The 16,274-nt window shown below is 68.2% G+C and carries 10 protein-coding genes; 5 read left to right on the forward strand and 5 right to left on the reverse strand.

Annotated features, from left to right (window positions below; translation table 11 throughout):
* Positions 1-157: 157 nt before the first annotated feature.
* Positions 158-2,455, reverse strand: coding sequence for an excinuclease ABC subunit UvrA (locus AB0259_RS09255; RefSeq protein WP_366222118.1), 2,298 nt, complete (start codon positions 2,453-2,455; stop codon positions 158-160).
* A gap of 3 nt (positions 2,456-2,458) precedes the next feature.
* Positions 2,459-2,926, reverse strand: a complete 468-nt coding sequence (locus AB0259_RS09260) for a cupin domain-containing protein (protein WP_366222117.1) — start codon at positions 2,924-2,926, stop codon at positions 2,459-2,461.
* A gap of 193 nt (positions 2,927-3,119) precedes the next feature.
* Between AB0259_RS09260 and AB0259_RS09265 the strand changes: the two genes are divergently transcribed.
* Positions 3,120-6,785 carry a DNRLRE domain-containing protein gene (locus tag AB0259_RS09265; protein ID WP_366222116.1) on the forward strand — a complete coding sequence of 1,222 codons (3,666 nt, stop codon included), beginning with the start codon at positions 3,120-3,122 and terminating at the stop codon, positions 6,783-6,785.
* A 21-nt stretch (positions 6,786-6,806) separates the two neighbouring features.
* Here the strand turns inward: AB0259_RS09265 and AB0259_RS09270 are convergent, their stop codons facing one another.
* On the reverse strand, positions 6,807-7,376 hold the full coding sequence (locus AB0259_RS09270; protein WP_366222113.1) for a DNA-3-methyladenine glycosylase I: 570 nt from the start codon (positions 7,374-7,376) through the stop codon (positions 6,807-6,809).
* A gap of 30 nt (positions 7,377-7,406) precedes the next feature.
* Complete coding sequence (locus tag AB0259_RS09275) at positions 7,407-9,512, reverse strand: acyl-CoA dehydrogenase (protein WP_366222109.1); 2,106 nt, start codon at positions 9,510-9,512, stop codon at positions 7,407-7,409.
* 197 nt (positions 9,513-9,709) lie between these two features.
* Between AB0259_RS09275 and AB0259_RS09280 the strand changes: the two genes are divergently transcribed.
* Positions 9,710-10,969 carry a GNAT family N-acetyltransferase gene (locus AB0259_RS09280; protein WP_366222107.1) on the forward strand — a complete coding sequence of 420 codons (1,260 nt, stop codon included), beginning with the start codon at positions 9,710-9,712 and terminating at the stop codon, positions 10,967-10,969.
* A gap of 12 nt (positions 10,970-10,981) precedes the next feature.
* Positions 10,982-13,120, forward strand: a complete 2,139-nt coding sequence (locus AB0259_RS09285) for an alpha-galactosidase (RefSeq protein WP_366222105.1) — start codon at positions 10,982-10,984, stop codon at positions 13,118-13,120.
* A 6-nt stretch (positions 13,121-13,126) separates the two neighbouring features.
* On the opposite strand, the gene AB0259_RS09290 is transcribed toward AB0259_RS09285, so the two are convergent.
* Positions 13,127-13,495, reverse strand: coding sequence for a MerR family transcriptional regulator (locus AB0259_RS09290; protein ID WP_366222103.1), 369 nt, complete (start codon positions 13,493-13,495; stop codon positions 13,127-13,129).
* Between the two features lie 119 nt (positions 13,496-13,614).
* On the opposite strand from AB0259_RS09290, the gene AB0259_RS09295 reads away from it, so the two are divergent.
* Together AB0259_RS09295 and AB0259_RS09300 are read left to right on the forward strand one after the other, a co-directional pair.
* Positions 13,615-15,120: a SulP family inorganic anion transporter gene (locus AB0259_RS09295; protein WP_366222102.1), complete on the forward strand. Its 1,506-nt coding sequence runs from the start codon at positions 13,615-13,617 to the stop codon at positions 15,118-15,120.
* Between the two features lie 82 nt (positions 15,121-15,202).
* On the forward strand, positions 15,203-16,273 hold the full coding sequence (locus AB0259_RS09300; RefSeq protein WP_366222100.1) for a Gfo/Idh/MocA family oxidoreductase: 1,071 nt from the start codon (positions 15,203-15,205) through the stop codon (positions 16,271-16,273).
* Position 16,274: the final 1 nt, after the last annotated feature.

The raw sequence follows: 16,274 nt of genomic DNA on the forward strand, positions 1-16,274 counted from the left end.
CCCCCCGGGCAGACGAGTTCGCAGGACCGTGCCCGCCCGGTGGATGAACCGGACGACTCGGCGTGTGGACGCGATAAAGCCTAAGCGAGGGACCAATTTCGGGCGAGCGCGTGACGTGGGGAGTTCTCCCCACTTATGATTTTCGACCGCCGCGGTCTCACCCCGCGCCGACGTAGCGGGCGAGATGCTCGCCCGTCAGCGTGCTCCGCGCAGCGACCAGCGCAGCCGGCGTGCCCTCGAAGACGATCCGCCCGCCGTCGCGACCAGCGCCCGGACCGAGGTCGATGATGTGGTCGGCGTGCGCCATGACGGCCTGGTGGTGCTCGATGACGATGACCGAGTTGCCGGCATCCACCAATCTGTCGAGCAGAGCCAGAAGGTTGTCGACGTCCGCGAGGTGCAGGCCCGTCGTGGGCTCGTCGAGGACGTAGACCGCCCCCTTCTTGGCCATCGCGATCGCCAGCTTCAGTCGCTGACGTTCACCGCCCGAAAGCGTGTTGAGCGCTTGACCGAGGGTGATGTACCCCAGCCCCACGTCGATCATGCGGGCGAGCGTCGTCTTCGCCGGGCCGGAGGCGAAACCGTGTGCCTCTTCTGCCGACATCGCCAGCACCTCGGCGATGTTCCGGCCGTCGAGCGTGTACTCCAGCACCGCCTCGCTGAAACCCGATCCCTCGCAGACCTCGCACCGCGTCTCGACGCTCTGCGTGTACCCGAGGTTCGTGATGATGACTCCCAGACCCTTGCAGGCGGGGCAGGCGCCCTCGGAGTTGGCGCTGAACAGCGAGGCCTTCACCCCGTTCGCCTTGGCGAACGCGGTCCGGATCGCATCCAGGACGCCCGTGTAGGTGGCGGGGCTCGACCGACGCGAGCCCTTGATGGGCGATTGGTCGACGACGACCACGTCGTCGAAGGCGGGCACGTTGCCGTGGATGAGGGACGACTTGCCCGAGCCGGCGACCCCTGTCACCACCGTCAGCACGCCGAGCGGGATGTCGACGTCGACGCCCACGAGGTTGTGCTGGCTCGCGCCGCGGATCTGCAGTGCTCCCGTCGACGTGCGGGTGTCGGCCGTGAGCGCGGCCCGGTGATCGAGGTGCCGGCCCGTGAGGGTGTCGGATGCCCGGAGCCCTGCGACGTCGCCCTCGTACATGATCTCGCCGCCCCGGGCTCCGGCGTGCGGACCGAGGTCCACGACGTGGTCGGCGATCGCGATCACCTCGGGCTTGTGCTCCACGACGAGGACCGTGTTCCCCTTGTCGCGCAGGAGCAGCAGCAGGTCGTTCATCCGCTGGATGTCGTGCGGGTGGAGGCCCGCGGTCGGCTCGTCGAACACGTAGGTCACATCGGTCAGTGCGGAGCCGAGATGGCGGATCATCTTCGTCCGCTGCGCCTCACCGCCGGACAGCGTCCCCGACGAGCGGTCGAGGGAGAGGTACCCGAGGCCGATGTCGATGAAGGAGGCGATGACCTTGCGCAGACCGGAAAGCAGCGGTCCCACCGTGGTGCCGTCGATCGTCTCGAGCCACGTCGCGAGGTCGGTGATCTGCATAGCGGATGCCTCGGCGATGTTCACGCTGCCGATGCGGGACGACCGCGCGCCCTCGTTCAAACGGCTGCCGCCGCACTCGGGGCAGGGAAGGAACTTCACCGCGCGGTCGACGAACGCGCGGATGTGCGGCTGCAGCGACTCTCGGTCCTTCTGCAGGAATGACTTCGTGATCTTGGGAACGAGACCCTCGTAGGTCATGTTCATGTTCTGGAGCTTGACCTTCGTCGGCTCCTTGTAGAGGAAGTCCGCGCGCTCCTGGTCGCTGTACGCCGCGATCGGCTTCGACGCGTCGAGGAAGCCCGACTCGGTGAAGATCCGGACCATCCAGCCGTCGACGCTGTACCCGGGGACGGTGATCGCCCCCTCGGCGAGCGACTTCGAGCTGTCGAAGAGTTCGTCGAGGTCGACGTCGCTGACCTCGCCGAGCCCCTCGCACCGAGGGCACATGCCGCCCGTGACCACTTCGGCCCCGGGCACCGAGGGGATGTTGAACGAGAACGCCTGCGGCGACCCCACGCTCGGCTGCCCGAGCCGGCTGAACAGCAGCCGGAGCATGGCGTACGCATCGGTCACGGTGCCGACCGTCGAGCGCGCGTTGGCGCCCATCCGCTCCTGGTCGACGATGATCGCGGGGCTGATGTTCTCGAGCCCGTCGACCTCCGGGCGGGACAGCTGCGCCATGAACTGCTGAACGAACGTCGGGTACGTCTCGTTGATGAGACGCTGCGATTCCGTCGCGATGGTGCCGAACACGAGGGAGGACTTGCCCGATCCGCTCACGCCGGTGAACACGGTCAGCCGTCGCTTGGGGATCTCGACGTCGATGCCTTTGAGGTTGTTCTCGCGCGCCCCGATGACGCGGATGACGTCGTGCGCATCGGCGACGGGCAGATCGGATGCCACGGCTCAGCCCTTCGCCCACGGCATCGCGCGCGGTGCTTGCTCGTCACGGGTCGCGTCGTCCGGCAGGCGCGGCAGTTCGTGGCCGCCCGCTCGGATGCAGAGCCACCGCAGCTGACCGGGACTCTCGGGGTGCGCCCGCCACGTGCGCCACACTCCCTGACCGACCCGTACGACCGACCCGGGACCGACGTCGACCAGGTCGTCGCCGAGACCCATCTGGCCGCGCCCCTCGAGGAAGACGTACAGCTCCTCCACTTCGGAATGGGTGTGCCAGTACCCGGCCTCTTCACCGGGTTCGAGCGCGTTCGCCGTGAGCCCGATGTACTGCATCGCGAGTTCGTGGTCGACGACGCGACGGCCGTCCCGCGACCGCGCGGGAGCGAATCCCCCGAAGTGATCGCGCCACTCGTCGAGGCCGCCGATCTCCGTGATCTCGTAGTCCGCCATGTCCACCTCTCCACCCGCCGTCACCACATGATCCTCGCGGATCGCTTCGGGGGGCAAGCAGGGCGGGACGAGACTGGAGTGTCGGGAGGCGGCCTCATGCGCTAAACATGAAACAGCTTCGTCCGAAGGCGGAGTATCCTACGCCGTTCCGGCGTGACGAAGATCAGGAAAGTCGTTGAGCCCACTATCGACAGCCCCCACGGCCGTGCTACGCGTAATGACCTCTGTCGCAACCGCGCTCGCCGTCGTGATCGCGTCGCTCGCGCTCGACCCGGCCACGCAGGCTGCGCCTCGGGCGGTGGCGGCGGCAACCACGGTGACGACGCCGACGACGTCGAATGTACGCGCATCGCACCCGCGGTTGATGGCCGACAGCGCTAGGCTCACGCAGCTGCGATCACAGGCGTCCATAGATCCGACGAGCAGGAAGCTGGTCGACCGGGTCCTGTCCGAAGCGTCCGGTCTCAAGACCGCGCCGCGGCTCACATACAAGATCTCGAGCGGACAGATGGACGGCTCCCCCGCTGAGCTCGTCGATCGTACGTACACGCTCATCACGGCGTGGACGCTCACGCAGGACAGGAGCTTCCTCGAGCTTCTGTGGAGAGATCTCGGGCCGGCGGCCACGCTGACTTCTTGGAACCCCGACAATATGCTTGACAGCGCCGAGCTGACCCACGCCATGGCCATCGCCTACGACTGGGCATACGCCGCCTGGACGACGACTCAGCGCTCACAGATGCGCGATGCCATCATCAGGCTCGGCCTCACCCCCGCCTTGACGATCTACGCGTTGACCGAGGAAGCCAAGAGCCCCTACGAGTTCCTCGGAAACTGGCGCCAGAAGCCCGTCAATGTGAACATCATCATCAACTCAGCGATGATCATCGGAGCTCTCGCCGTCGCAAAGGACTCGACGAGCACAACAGTCCAGAAAGTCCTCAGTGGCGCGACATCCAGCATCCGCTACGGCTTGTTGGAGTATGAAGCTGACGGCGGCTTCTCGGAAGGACCTTCATACTGGGCCTGGGCAACCCGCGCGGCGACCGCTGGGCTCATTTCGCTCAAGACCGCAACGGGGTCTGATTTCGGACTCTCTTCAGTCGGCGGCCTGTCGCGGACGGCGACGTTCGCGTTGGACTTGCGGGGCGCGGCCGACACAATCTACAACTTCGCAGACTCGAACTCGTTGCCGGGCGTCATCAACCTTCCATTGGCAGGGCTGGCGCGGCTTTACGACTCACCCGCCATCGGAGCAGCAGCTGCGGTAGATGTTCCCGGCGCGTACACTCGCGCGGCGCAACAATTGATCATGCGCGATCCAGCGTGGAGGAGCGCTGTCGCGTCGACCGGCGGGATGGATGCACGGTACGCCACAGGCATTGTCACGGCGCGCTCGTCGAGAACCAGTCCTGACGCCACCCACGTCGCCTTTCGATCTGCAAGCCGCTTCGACAACTTCCACCAGCACATCGACGCGGGCGACTTTCAGTTGTCGGCGCTCGGAGAGGAGTGGGCGACTGAGCTTGGGACGGAGAAGGCGACTTACGACATCCCAGATCGAGCGACATCGTCCGCGCGATGGACTTACTACCGAACCTCGACGATCGGCCACAACACGCTGACTATCGACCCTTCTCGGTCGGATGCGACGAAGCCCATCCCAACCAAAGCCGGCCTCTACTCCTCCAGCCCGGATGAGTTCTTCGCCACCACGGATGCATCAGCCGCCGTGACCGATACCGTAAGCAGTTGGAAGCGGGGAGTGCGCCTTTTCGATGGTCGGACTCAGGTGCTCGTGCAGGACGAGATAGCCAGCCAGCGAGCTACCGACGCTGTCTGGGCCATGCACACGACCGCCCTCATCGACATCGCCTCGGATGGCCGGTCCGCGATGCTGACCCAGAACGGCAAGCGTCTGCTGGCGCGCATCGTTTCAACGGCGGGCACGAGATTCACAGACATGGCGGCAACAGCTCTTCCGACGTCTCCGCAGCCTTCGCAGACGGCGAACGAGGGAGTGCGAAGGCTCTCGATCTGGTTCCCGGTGAACGCCGGCACGACCACTACGGTCGCGGTGCAATTCACTCCCCTGCCACTGAGTGCGGACGCCGCCACATTTACCCCAGCGACGAAGGTGACGCCGTTGTCGTCCTGGAAAACGTCGGGCCCTGCCGCGACACTGACGAGCATCACCGCTGGGGGGAAGGCGCTGACGAATTTTTCGAACAAGACAACGTCATATGACCTGATCGTTTCCGACCCGAATGCCCTTCCCACCATCGCTGCCAAGGGCACAGGAACGATCTCCGTCACGCAGGGGACCCGTTCCACGATGACCGCTCGCGTGACGGCGTCGCAGGATTCCGTGCGTCCAACGATCTACGTCATCAGATTCATCGTCACAGGCGACCCCGCTGTCGTCGATGGCAGGGTATCTGGCGACCCCCGCTCACGCACCGTCGACGGATCACCGGACACGGCGTGGGACCCCGCATCCGTGTCTTCTCGCTCTCTGGTGTGGCGGCTCGGCGAGCCCGTCGCGTTGCGTTCGGTGATGTTGACGATGTCGAGCACTACGTTCACCTCGACTGAGGTCCGCCTGGAGGTCTCAAAGGACCGCGCGTTGTGGTCAGCGCCAATCACGGGAATCTTCCAGGGCCCGACAGGTACGACTTCCTTCGCGGTGCCTGAAACTTCCGACGCGAGATACATCCGTATAACGGTTCCCCGAGGCGACGCCCAGATCGCCGAGGCTGTGTTCCTGAGGTACGACGCTTCAGAACAGAACGTCTCGCGCCCCGTCGCGGTCCCGAAGGCCGTGGCGCTGATGGGCTTCGCCCTCACCCCAAAGCTGGGTACAACGGGGCAGGCGAGCATCAGGACGATCTGGTCGACGGCCTCGAAAGTGAGCACGACACAGAAATGGGTCTCGAGCAACACGAAGGTTCTGTCAGTTAGTTCCTCCGGGGGTTGGCGTGCTGTTGCCCGTGGTTCCGCGCAGGTCGGCGTCATCGTGACGTCGTCGGACGGCATCTCCGTGACGGCGACAGCCTCGATCGAAGTGAGCGACCCGACGCGCATACGAATCCCGGTGAAGCAAGATACCTTCGCCTCAGGCTCCGCGCCCACCGCGGCGTCAGGTGGGCTGAAGTACCTCCTGAACAAGCCGACGACGTCAGCCGCCGTGGAGCGTATCGGCTACCTCGGCTTCGACCTGACGCCCATCTTGGGCCGGGAGGTGCGCTCCGCGGTGCTGACCGTTCCTGCCTTCATCCGACCCACCGAGGCTGGAACCACCGCTCGCGTCGATTTGCACGCCGTGACCGGCACGTGGTCCGAATCGACCCTGACCTACGCTAACCGTCCGAAGAGCGGTGCAACGGTCGCCAGCGTGCTCGCAACGAAGACTGAGCTAGCCCAATCGGCAGATCTCACAAAGAGTCTCAAAGCGCTCGTCAGCAGCAACTCCAAGACGGCTACCTATGCGCTGTCACAGGACAACGTGGGATCGAAGGGCTCCCTCGTTGAGATGGCATCAAAGGAGTCCGGCAGAGGCGCCTACATCGAGGTTGTCCTCGCCCCAGCGACCGCCGACCCCGTTCCGCCTCCACGGCTGGGGTCGGTGACGGCCAGCGGTGTCCCGTCGAGTCTCCCGGTCGGCAAGTCCGCGACCGCGACGGCGAAGCCGAAGGACAGCACAGGAGGCACGTTCACCCGTGCCCGCGTGACTTACAGCTCCTCGGATGCGTCCATCCTGAAGGTTTCGTCCACGGGCGTCGTCACAGGGATGAAGTCCGGCCGTGCCACGTTGAGCGTGACAGCCTCGGCCGACGGGATCTCTGTCACATGGACTCTGCGGATACACGTAACGACGTCCTAGCTCCGATCGGGCCAGCGTCAGTCACCCTGTGGCGCGGTGGCATCCGACGACGTGGTCGTCGACCATGCCCGACGACTGCATCAGCGCGTACATCGTCGTCGAGCCGACGAATCGGAACCCCCGCTTCCGCAGCCCCTTCGACATCGCGTCGGACTCGGGCGTCGTGGCGGGCACCTCCGCGAAGGACGTCGGTCGCCGATGAGATGCCGGGGCGAACGACCACATGAACGCGTCCAGCTCGCCCGGGGCCATCTCCGTGACGATCCGCGCGTTGCCGATCGTCGCGAGGATCTTCGCGCGGTTGCGGATGATGCCCGCATCCGCCATCAGACGCGCGACGTCGGTGTCGTCGAAGGCGGCGACGACGGCCGGCTCGAACCCGGCGAAGACCTCACGGAACCGCGGTCGCTTCCGCAGGATCGTGATCCACGACAGCCCCGCCTGGAAGCCCTCGAGACTCATCTTCTCGAAGAGGGCCCGGTCGCCATGGAGGGGCCGCCCCCATTCCTCGTCGTGATAGCGGCGGTACTCCGCATCGTCGCCGACCCAGCCGCAACGAAGGAGGCCGTCGGGCCCGGCACGCAGTTCCACGCGTGTCAGGCTACCGACGGCCTCCGACGCTCACTTCTTGTTCAGCGATTTCTCCGGCACAGGCGCCTCACCGCGCGCCGCGAGGTCGGCGTAGTGCGCCCGCGCCTCGTCCTGTCGCTGCCGCTCGATGCCGGAGGCGATGGGGGCCCGCACGTGCTCGGGAGCGAACCCGAACGCATCGACGATGTCCTGCGCGTGCGGGCGCAGCCGCGCACAGAGCCGGTCGATGTACTTCGACACCGCGGCGGCACGCTGCGTCGAGAGACGGCCGTTGATGAGGTGCCAGGCCAGGTGCTTCTCGATGAGGTGCAGCCCGAACAGGTCCCGCAGCCAGGTGAGCACCTGACGCGTGCCGTCATCGTCGGTCGACTTCACCGCGTCCGAGAACGCCTCCCACTGCAGCAGTTCGCCGTGCGCCCGTGCCGCCTCGATGAGCTCGGCCTGGTGCGTGTTGAACAGCGCTGCGGCCTCGGCCGAGGGGAGCTTGGATGCCGGACGCAGCGCACCGGCGATGTCGGCCACCATCTGCTCGACCCGGCCCGCCAGCAGTTCGTGCTGCTGCTCCGCCCGGAGGCCCAGCTCGACCGAGCGCGCGGTCGAACCGAAGTCCGCGACGGCCTGACCGAGTCTGCGCAGGCCGGCGCCGTGGAAGACCTTGCCCGCCGTCTGCCCGACGGCGAACTTCGCGAGGGTGGCGGCATCCGCTCCCTTGAACTGCTTGGCGAAATCGGCGAGGAGACGCTTGCCGACCAGCTGCAGGAGGACGTTGTTGTCGCCCTCGAAGGTCACGTAGACGTCGAGGTCCGAGCGCAGGCCGACGAGACGATTCTCGGCCATGAAGCCCGAACCGCCGCAGGCCTCCCGGGCCTCCTGGATCGTCTGCAACGCGTTCCAGGTGCTGAGGGGCTTGAGCGCGGCAGCGAGTGTCTCGAGGTTCTCTCGCTCGGCGGGGGTGTCGGCGGTCCCGCCGAAGACGCCGTCGAACGTCCGCAGCAGCTCGTCGTGCGCGAAATACTGCGCGACGTTCTGCGCGAGCAGCGGAAGGAGACGGCGCTGGTGCTTGCCGTAGTCGAGCAGGACGACCTCGTCGGTGCCGGCGCCGGAGTCGAACTGCCGGCGCTGGTTGCCGTAGGTGACGGCGATGTACAGCGCGAGGGACGAAGCGATGGTCGCGGCACCGTCGAGCGAGACGCGACCCTGCACAAGCGCGCCCAGCATCGTGAAGAAGCGACGGCCGGTGCTCGTGATCGGGCTCGAGTAGGTGCCGTCGGGGGCGACGTCGCCGTACCGGTTGAGGAGGTTCGTCCGCGGGACCCGGACGTGGTCGAAGGCGAGGCGGCCGTTGTCGATGCCGTTCAGGCCGCCCTTGACCCCGTCGTCCTCGCTCTGCACCCCCGGCAGCAGCTCGCCGTCGGCGGAGCGGATCGGCACGAAGAAGCAGTGCACGCCGTGATTCACGCCCTTGGTGATCAGCTGCGCGAAGACGGTCGCTGCCTGCCCGTGCACGGCGGCGTTGCCGAGGTAGTCCTTCCATGCCGCGCGGAACGGCGTGTGGATGACGAACTCCTCGGTCTCCGGGTCGTATGTCGCCGTGGTGCCGATCGCCGCGACATCCGATCCGTGCCCGATCTCGGTCATCGCGAAGGCGCCGGGCAGCTTCGCGTCGCGGATGTCGGGGAGCCAGCGGTCGTGATGCTCCTTCGTGCCGAGCTGCAGCACCGCCGAGCCGAAGAGACCCCACTGCACGCCCGACTTGATCTGCATGCTGGGGTCGGCGAGCACGAGCTCCTCGAAGCCCGCGAGGTTGGCGCCGTTGTCCTCCTCGCCGCCGTACTCCTTGGGCAGTGCTCTCGTCGAGCCGCCGTTCTTCGCGAGCAGACGCACCTGCTCCATGACGCGCTCGCGGTGCTCGGCGACGCTCTGCCCGTCGATCCGCCAGTAGGCGGGGTCTTTGATGAGCTCTCGCACGGTGAGGCGGGTCTCGCCCCACGTGCCGCGGAGCATCGCGCCCACCGCGTCGATGTCGATGCGGGGCTCGTGCGCCTCGTCGGCGGTGTGGGGCGCGGTCGGAGCGCCGCCGGCGGGGGTGCGCTTGTCGGCGGCGGGGGTGGAGGAGCGGACGACGGTGTCGGTCATCACTGGCCTTTCTAGGACGCCGGGCACGGCGGCGGGACAGGGAAGTTCGACCCCAACGGTAGGAGTCCTCCAACGGGGGACCAACTGCGTTGTCCGCCCAGGACAAAACGGGCAGGCGACGTGGCGAAGCGGGCTTGTGTCACGCCTACATCCGGCGATGTCCGAGCCCGACGGCAGACTCGGCACAGGAGGGCCGGATGATCACACTCGCTCGATGGGATGCCGCCGATCGCGGCCTGCTGACGCTGCTGAACACCCCCGCGATGACGGCCCACCTCGGCGGCCCGGAGACCGCAGCGCAGCTGGACGAACGGCAGGAGCGTTACCTGCGGACGTGGGATGACCGGCCCGGAGCGATGTACCGCATCGACGTCGACGGCGATGCCGCCGGCGGGATCGGATTCTGGCCGGTCGATGAGGGCGGAACGCCCGCCTTCGAGACCGGGTGGAGCGTCCTTCCCGAGTTCCAGGGACAGGGCGTCGCCACCGCAGCTCTGCGCCTGCTGATCGCCGAGGTGCGTCGCGACGGCAGCCGCACGCTCCTCATGGCCTACCCCGCCGTGGACAACGTGCCCTCGAACGCCCTGTGCGCACGAGCGGGATTCGAGGAGCGCGGCACCGGGTCGGAGCCGTGGCGCGGCGGCATCCTCACCTTCCGGAGGTGGGCGCTCGACATGTCACCGCTGGATCTGACCGGGCGCACCCCGGACGTCGACGAGCGCTTCGTCGGCGACGCGCTCGCCACCGAGCGGTGGTGGCCGCACTATCTGCCGCACTGGTCGTCGCGCGAGAGGACGGCGGCCGGGTACCGCCTCGGGAGCGGCCTCGAGCTGCGCGTCGATGCGGGGACCGAACCCTGGGCGCCGGAGTGGGACGGCGCCGTCCGCGTGTCGCACCTGCAGTCCGGGCAGGGCGCCGCGGAGGTCGGATCGGATGCCGGGCAACACCGCTTCCGCGACGGGCTCGTCGTGCGGGAAGCGCAGGAAGAGCGTCGATTGTGGCTGCCGCGCTTCGGCGTGATCGCGGCACGCATGTCGGCGGTGCGGCATCCGGACGCCCTGGTGGCGTTCTGGCCAATCGGTTTCGAGGATGCGCCCGAGGAGTCCGGGGAGATCTGCATCGCCGAGATCTTCGGTTCGGAGATGGACGACACCGGCGGATGGGTCGGCGTCGGCGTGAAGGCGCAGCACGATCCGCGGCTGCGCGACGATGTCGAGAAGGTACGGATCGACGGTGACCTCACCCTGCCGCACGACTACGCCGTGGAGTGGTCGCCCGACCGGCTGCGCTTCTTCATCGACGGCCGCTGGGTGAAGACCGTCGCGCAGCGGATCGACTACGCCGTGCAGCTCATGATCGATCTCTACGAGCTCCCTCGGCAGGACGGATCCCGCGATGTCCAGGCGCTGCCGCACGTTGCACGGATCGAACGTGTGTGCACGTTCCCAGAGGCCTGACACACTGGATGCATGCGCGCCCTTCCCGCTGCCGAGACCGTCGTCCACCTCCGCTCCGGCGGCACCAGTGTCGTCGTCGACCTGCAGCCCGGTTCGGTCCCGGCGGTCGTCCACTGGGGGGACGATCTGGGCGACGCGCCCCGGGAGACGCTCGTCTCCCTCGCGACGGCGTCGCGGCTGCAGCGCATCTCCGGCGGGCTCGACCGCACCGTGCGACACGGCATCGTGACGACAGCGGCGTCCGGATGGGCGGGCACCCCGTCGCTGGAAGGGCATCGTGACGGCGAGGGCGTAAGCGCCGTCCTCACCGTGTCCGACGCCCGCGCGTCGGACGACGCCATCGAGGTGGACCTCGCCGACGGCGAGGCCGGCCTTTCGGCGCGGTGGGAGCTGCGGGTGACGGCGTCGGGCCTGGTGCGGGTGCGGACGTCGGTGCGCAACGACGGCCCGGGTGCGTACACGGTGCAGGCGTTGCACACGACTCTCCCCCTGCCGTGGGAGGCCACGGAGATCCTCGGCACGACGGGGCGTCACCTGCGGGAGCGGTCGGCGCAGCGTCACGAGCTCACGTTCGGGACGCATCTGCGCGAGTCCCGGCGCGGGCGGCCGGGGGCGGATGCGACCCTGCTGCTCGCCGCGGGCGTCCCGGGGTTCGGTTTCGAGCGTGGGCGGGTGCACGGGGTGCACCTGGCGTGGAGCGGCAACTCACGCATCTTCGCGGAGCGGGTGCCGACAGGCGAGTCGTTCCTCGGAGCCGGCGAGCTCTACCTGCCGGGTGAGATCCGTCTCGCGCCCGGCGAGGAGGTCACCTCGCCGGAGCTGCTGGGCTCGTGGGGCGACGGGCTGGACGAGCTCGCGGTCCGGTTCCATGAGGAATGGCGTGCGCGGCCGCAGCATCCGGCCCGGCCTCGTCCGATCACGCTGAACACGTGGGAGGCGGTGTACTTCGACCATCGCCTGCCCAAGCTGATCGCCCTCGCCGACGCCGCGGCCGAGTTGGGTGTCGAGCGGTACGTGCTCGACGACGGCTGGTTCCGCCACCGTCGTGACGACACGGCGGGCCTCGGTGACTGGTACGTCGACGAGACCGTCTGGCCCGACGGCCTGCACCCCATCGCCGACCATGTGGTGGCGAAGGGGATGGAGTTCGGCCTCTGGTTCGAACCCGAGATGGTCAACCCCGACAGCGACCTCGCCCGGTCGCACCCCGACTGGATCCTCCGCGGTCGGACCGAGCTGCCGCCCTCCTCGCGGCAGCAACAGGTGCTGAACCTCGCCCACCCCGACGCGTACGCGTACATGTTCCGGGTGATCTCCGACATCCTGACGACCTACCCGATCGCGTACGTGAAGTGGGACCACAACCGTGACCTCGTCGACGCGGCCGCAGGTCCTGGCGGCGCGGCGCGCGTGCACGCGCAGACCCTCGCCGTGTACCGCCTCATCGACCAGCTGAAAGCCACGCATCCGGGCCTGGAGATCGAGAGCTGCGCCTCCGGCGGTGCCCGGGTGGACCTCGGCATCCTCGACCGCACCGACCGGATCTGGACCAGCGACTGCCTCGACCCGATCGAACGGCTCGAGAATCAGCGCTATACGGCCCTGGTCGTCCCGCCCGAGATGATGGGCATGCACCTGACCACCCCGCACGTGCACTCCACCGGCCGCACCGTCTCGCTCACCCTGAGCGGCGCCGTCGCCCTGTTCGGCCACTTCGGCATCGAATGGGACGTCACCACCCTCACCGACACGGATGCCGCCGCGGTCGGCGACTGGGTCGCGCTCGCGAAGCGGGTGCGCCCCCTCGTCGCGACCGGGCGGATCGTGAACGCCGACGTCGCCGACCCCGGGCTCGACGTCCGCGGCGTCGTCGCCGCAGATGCGGCATCCGCGTTCTTCACGATCACGCAGACGCAGACGCTGATCTCGTCGCCGACCGGACGGGTGCGACTGCCGGGACTGGACCCGGATCGGACGTACCGGATCCGGATCGTCACGCCCGGCGGGATCATCGAGACGCCCGCGCAGTCGCCCCTCGAATGGGCGCTCCATGACACGGTGCTGACCGGACGCCAGCTCGCCGTCGTCGGTGTCCGCCCGCCCGTGCAGAACCCGCAGCAGGCCGTCGTCATCGAGGTGACGGCGATCTGACGCCGGTCAGATCTCGGCGAGCAGCGCGAGGAACTCGTCGGCCATCTCGACCTGACGGCTGAGCTTCTCGCGCCGCGACGCCGCCTCGACGCGCAGCGCGTCGAGGCGGGCGCGGACCTGCTGATCGTCGGCATCCGCCGCGATCGCATCGACGACACCGAGGAGTTCGCGCATCTCTTCGAGAGAGAACCCCAGCGGCTTCATTCGGCGGATGAGGAGGATGCGGGTGACATCGTCCTCGGTGTACAGCCGAAAGCCGCCGCCGGTGCGGGCGGACGGAGTGACGAGGCCGATCTCGTCGTAGTGACGGAGGGTGCGGAACGAGAGCTCGGTCCGCTCGGCGACCTCGCCGATGCGCATCGTGCCGTCGGTCACGTGGCTCCCTCGAATGGACACAAAACCTCACGCAACGTTAGGTTTGATGGGATGCGCGATCTGCGCACCCCCATTCTCCCGCGTCGCCCGAGCGTACGCGCACTCTCTCTCGGAGTCCCATGACGATCACGCCCATGCGCTCGCGCATCGAACCGACGGTGCTGCAGGCACTGCGCAGCCCTCGCCTCCCCACCCGCGAGGTGCTCGCCGGACTCGTCGTCGCGATCGCGCTCATCCCGGAGGCGATCGCGTTCTCGATCATCGCGGGGGTCGACCCGCGCCTCGGGCTGTTCTCGTCCTTCATCATGGCGGTCGCGATCTCGTTCCTCGGGGGACGCCCCGCGATGATCACCGCGGCCACGGGCGCGATCGCCCTCGTCATCGCTCCGGTCGCCCGCGAGTACGGAATGGACTACTTCATCGCGACGGTGCTGCTCGGCGGGGTGATCCAGGTCGTGCTCGGCGCCGTCGGTGTCGCGAAGCTCATGAGATTCATCCCGCGCAGCGTCATGGTGGGCTTCGTCAACGCCCTCGCGATCCTCATCTTCCTCGCGCAGCTGCCCCAGCTGATCGGCGACGGCATTCCCTGGCTCGTCTGGCCGCTGGTCGCCGTCGGCCTGGTGATCCTGTACACGATCCCGAGGTTCACCAAGGCCGTCCCGGCGCCGCTCGTCGCCATCGTGCTGCTCACGGCCGCGGTCGTCGTCTTCGCCTGGAACGTCCCGACCGTGGGCGATCAGGGCGAACTCCCGAAGAGCCTGCCCGAACTCTTCATCCCGAACGTCCCCCTGACGATCGAGACGCTGCAGATCATCGGGCCCTTCGCCCTCGCGATGGCCGTCGTCGGTCTGCTCGAGTCGCTCATGACCGCCAAGCTCGTCGACGACATCACGGATACGCACTCCTCCAAGACCCGCGAGACCCTCGGGCAGGGTGCCGCGAACATCCTCTCGGGCGCGTTCGGCGGGATGGGGGGCTGCGCCATGATCGGGCAGACGATGATCAACGTGAAGGCGTCGGGCGCCCGCACGCGCATCTCGACCTTCCTTGCGGGCGTGTTCCTGCTGATCCTCGTCCTCGCGCTCGGCGACGTCGTCGCGATCATCCCGATGGCCGCCCTCGTCGCCGTCATGATCGTCGTCTGCATCGCCACGTTCGACTGGCACAGCGTGCGCCCGTCCACGCTGCGGCGGATGCCGAAGAGCGAGACCGCCGTGATGCTCATCACCGTCGTGGCCACCGTCTGGACCCACAACCTCGCGATCGGCGTCATCCTCGGCGTGCTCGCGGCGATGGTCATGTTCGCCCGGCGCGTCGCACACTTCGTGACCGTCACGCGGACCGTCGACGCGGCGGCATCCACCGCCCACTACGCGGTCGACGGTGAGCTGTTCTTCGCCTCGAGCAACGACCTGACGACGCAGTTCGCGTACGCCGAGGACCCCGCGAACGTCGTCATCGACATGTCGCGCTCGCACGTGTGGGATGCGTCGACCGTTGCCGCGCTGGATGCCGTCGTCAGCAAGTACGAGCGCCACGGCGCGACGGTGACGATCGTGGGGTTGAACGACGCGGCATCCGCCTTCCACGGCCGACTCAGCGGCCGTCTCGGCGCCGGCGAATGAGGGCACCGGGGTTGACCGCGCCGCCCGCTCCCTGAAGGATGCCGGGGGCGGCCCGCGTGGGACGTCAGGACGAAGGGGTCTCATGACGCAGCCGGCACGATTCGCGATCATCGGCACGGGCTGGCGGGCGGAGTTCTTCCTGCGCCTGGCGGCCGCCGCACCCGACCGCCTCGAGGTGACGGGTGTGCTGGCGCGCTCCGACGCGTCGGCGGCCCGGATCTCGCCGTGGGGCGCGCCGGTGCACCGTTCGCTCGATGATCTGCTCGCGGCGCGGCCCGACTTCGTGATCGCGTCGGTGTCGTGGGACGCCATGCCGGGCGTCATCACCGAGCTCGTCGGCCGCGGAGTGCGGGTGCTCGCCGAGACGCCTCCCGCGCCCGACGCGGACGGACTCCGCACGCTGTGGCACGACGTGGGGGCGAGCCGGCTCGTGCAGGTGGCGGAGCAGTACCTGCTCATGCCGGGCCACGCCGCGCGCCTGGAGGTCGTCCGCTCCGGCGCGCTCGGCACGATCGGCGCGGTGCAGGTGTCGTCGACGCACCTGTACCACGCGACCTCGATGATCCGCGCGTTCCTGAGTGCCGGTATGGCCGAAGCCACCGTGTCGGCCCGGACGTTCACCGCACCCCTCGTCGACCCGCTCTCCCCAGCCGGGTGGTCGGACGACCTCGACCCGAAGGAACGGACCACGACCATCGCGACGCTCGACTTCGGCGACGGTCGCATGGGGCTGTACGACTTCGTCGACAACCAGTGGTGGAATCCCATCCTGTCGCGTCGCATCGTCCTGCGCGGCTCGCACGGTGAGCTCGTCGACGACGCCGCGCGCCGGTTCGAGGGCACCGAGGTGATCACCTCGCCGATCACCTACCGACGCACGGGCGTCGACCTGAACCTCGAGGGCAACGACGTCGTGTCGGCCGCGTTCGAGGGACGGATCGTCTACCGCAATCCGTGGGCGGGCACCCGGCTGTCCGAGGACGACATCGCCGTCGCGTCGCTGCTCGCGCTCACCGGGCAGTGGGCGCGGGGTGACGGCCCCGAGCCCTACCCGCTCGCCGAGGCATGCCAGGACCACCTGCTCGGGCTCGCGATCGGCGAGTCGGCTCGCTCCGGCGTCGACGTCCGGGTCCCGCGGGAACCCTGGAGCTGAC

It is taken from the genome of Microbacterium sp. NPDC080005, assembly GCF_040702445.1.
In the GTDB taxonomy this organism is placed as follows: domain Bacteria; phylum Actinomycetota; class Actinomycetes; order Actinomycetales; family Microbacteriaceae; genus Microbacterium; species Microbacterium oleivorans_D.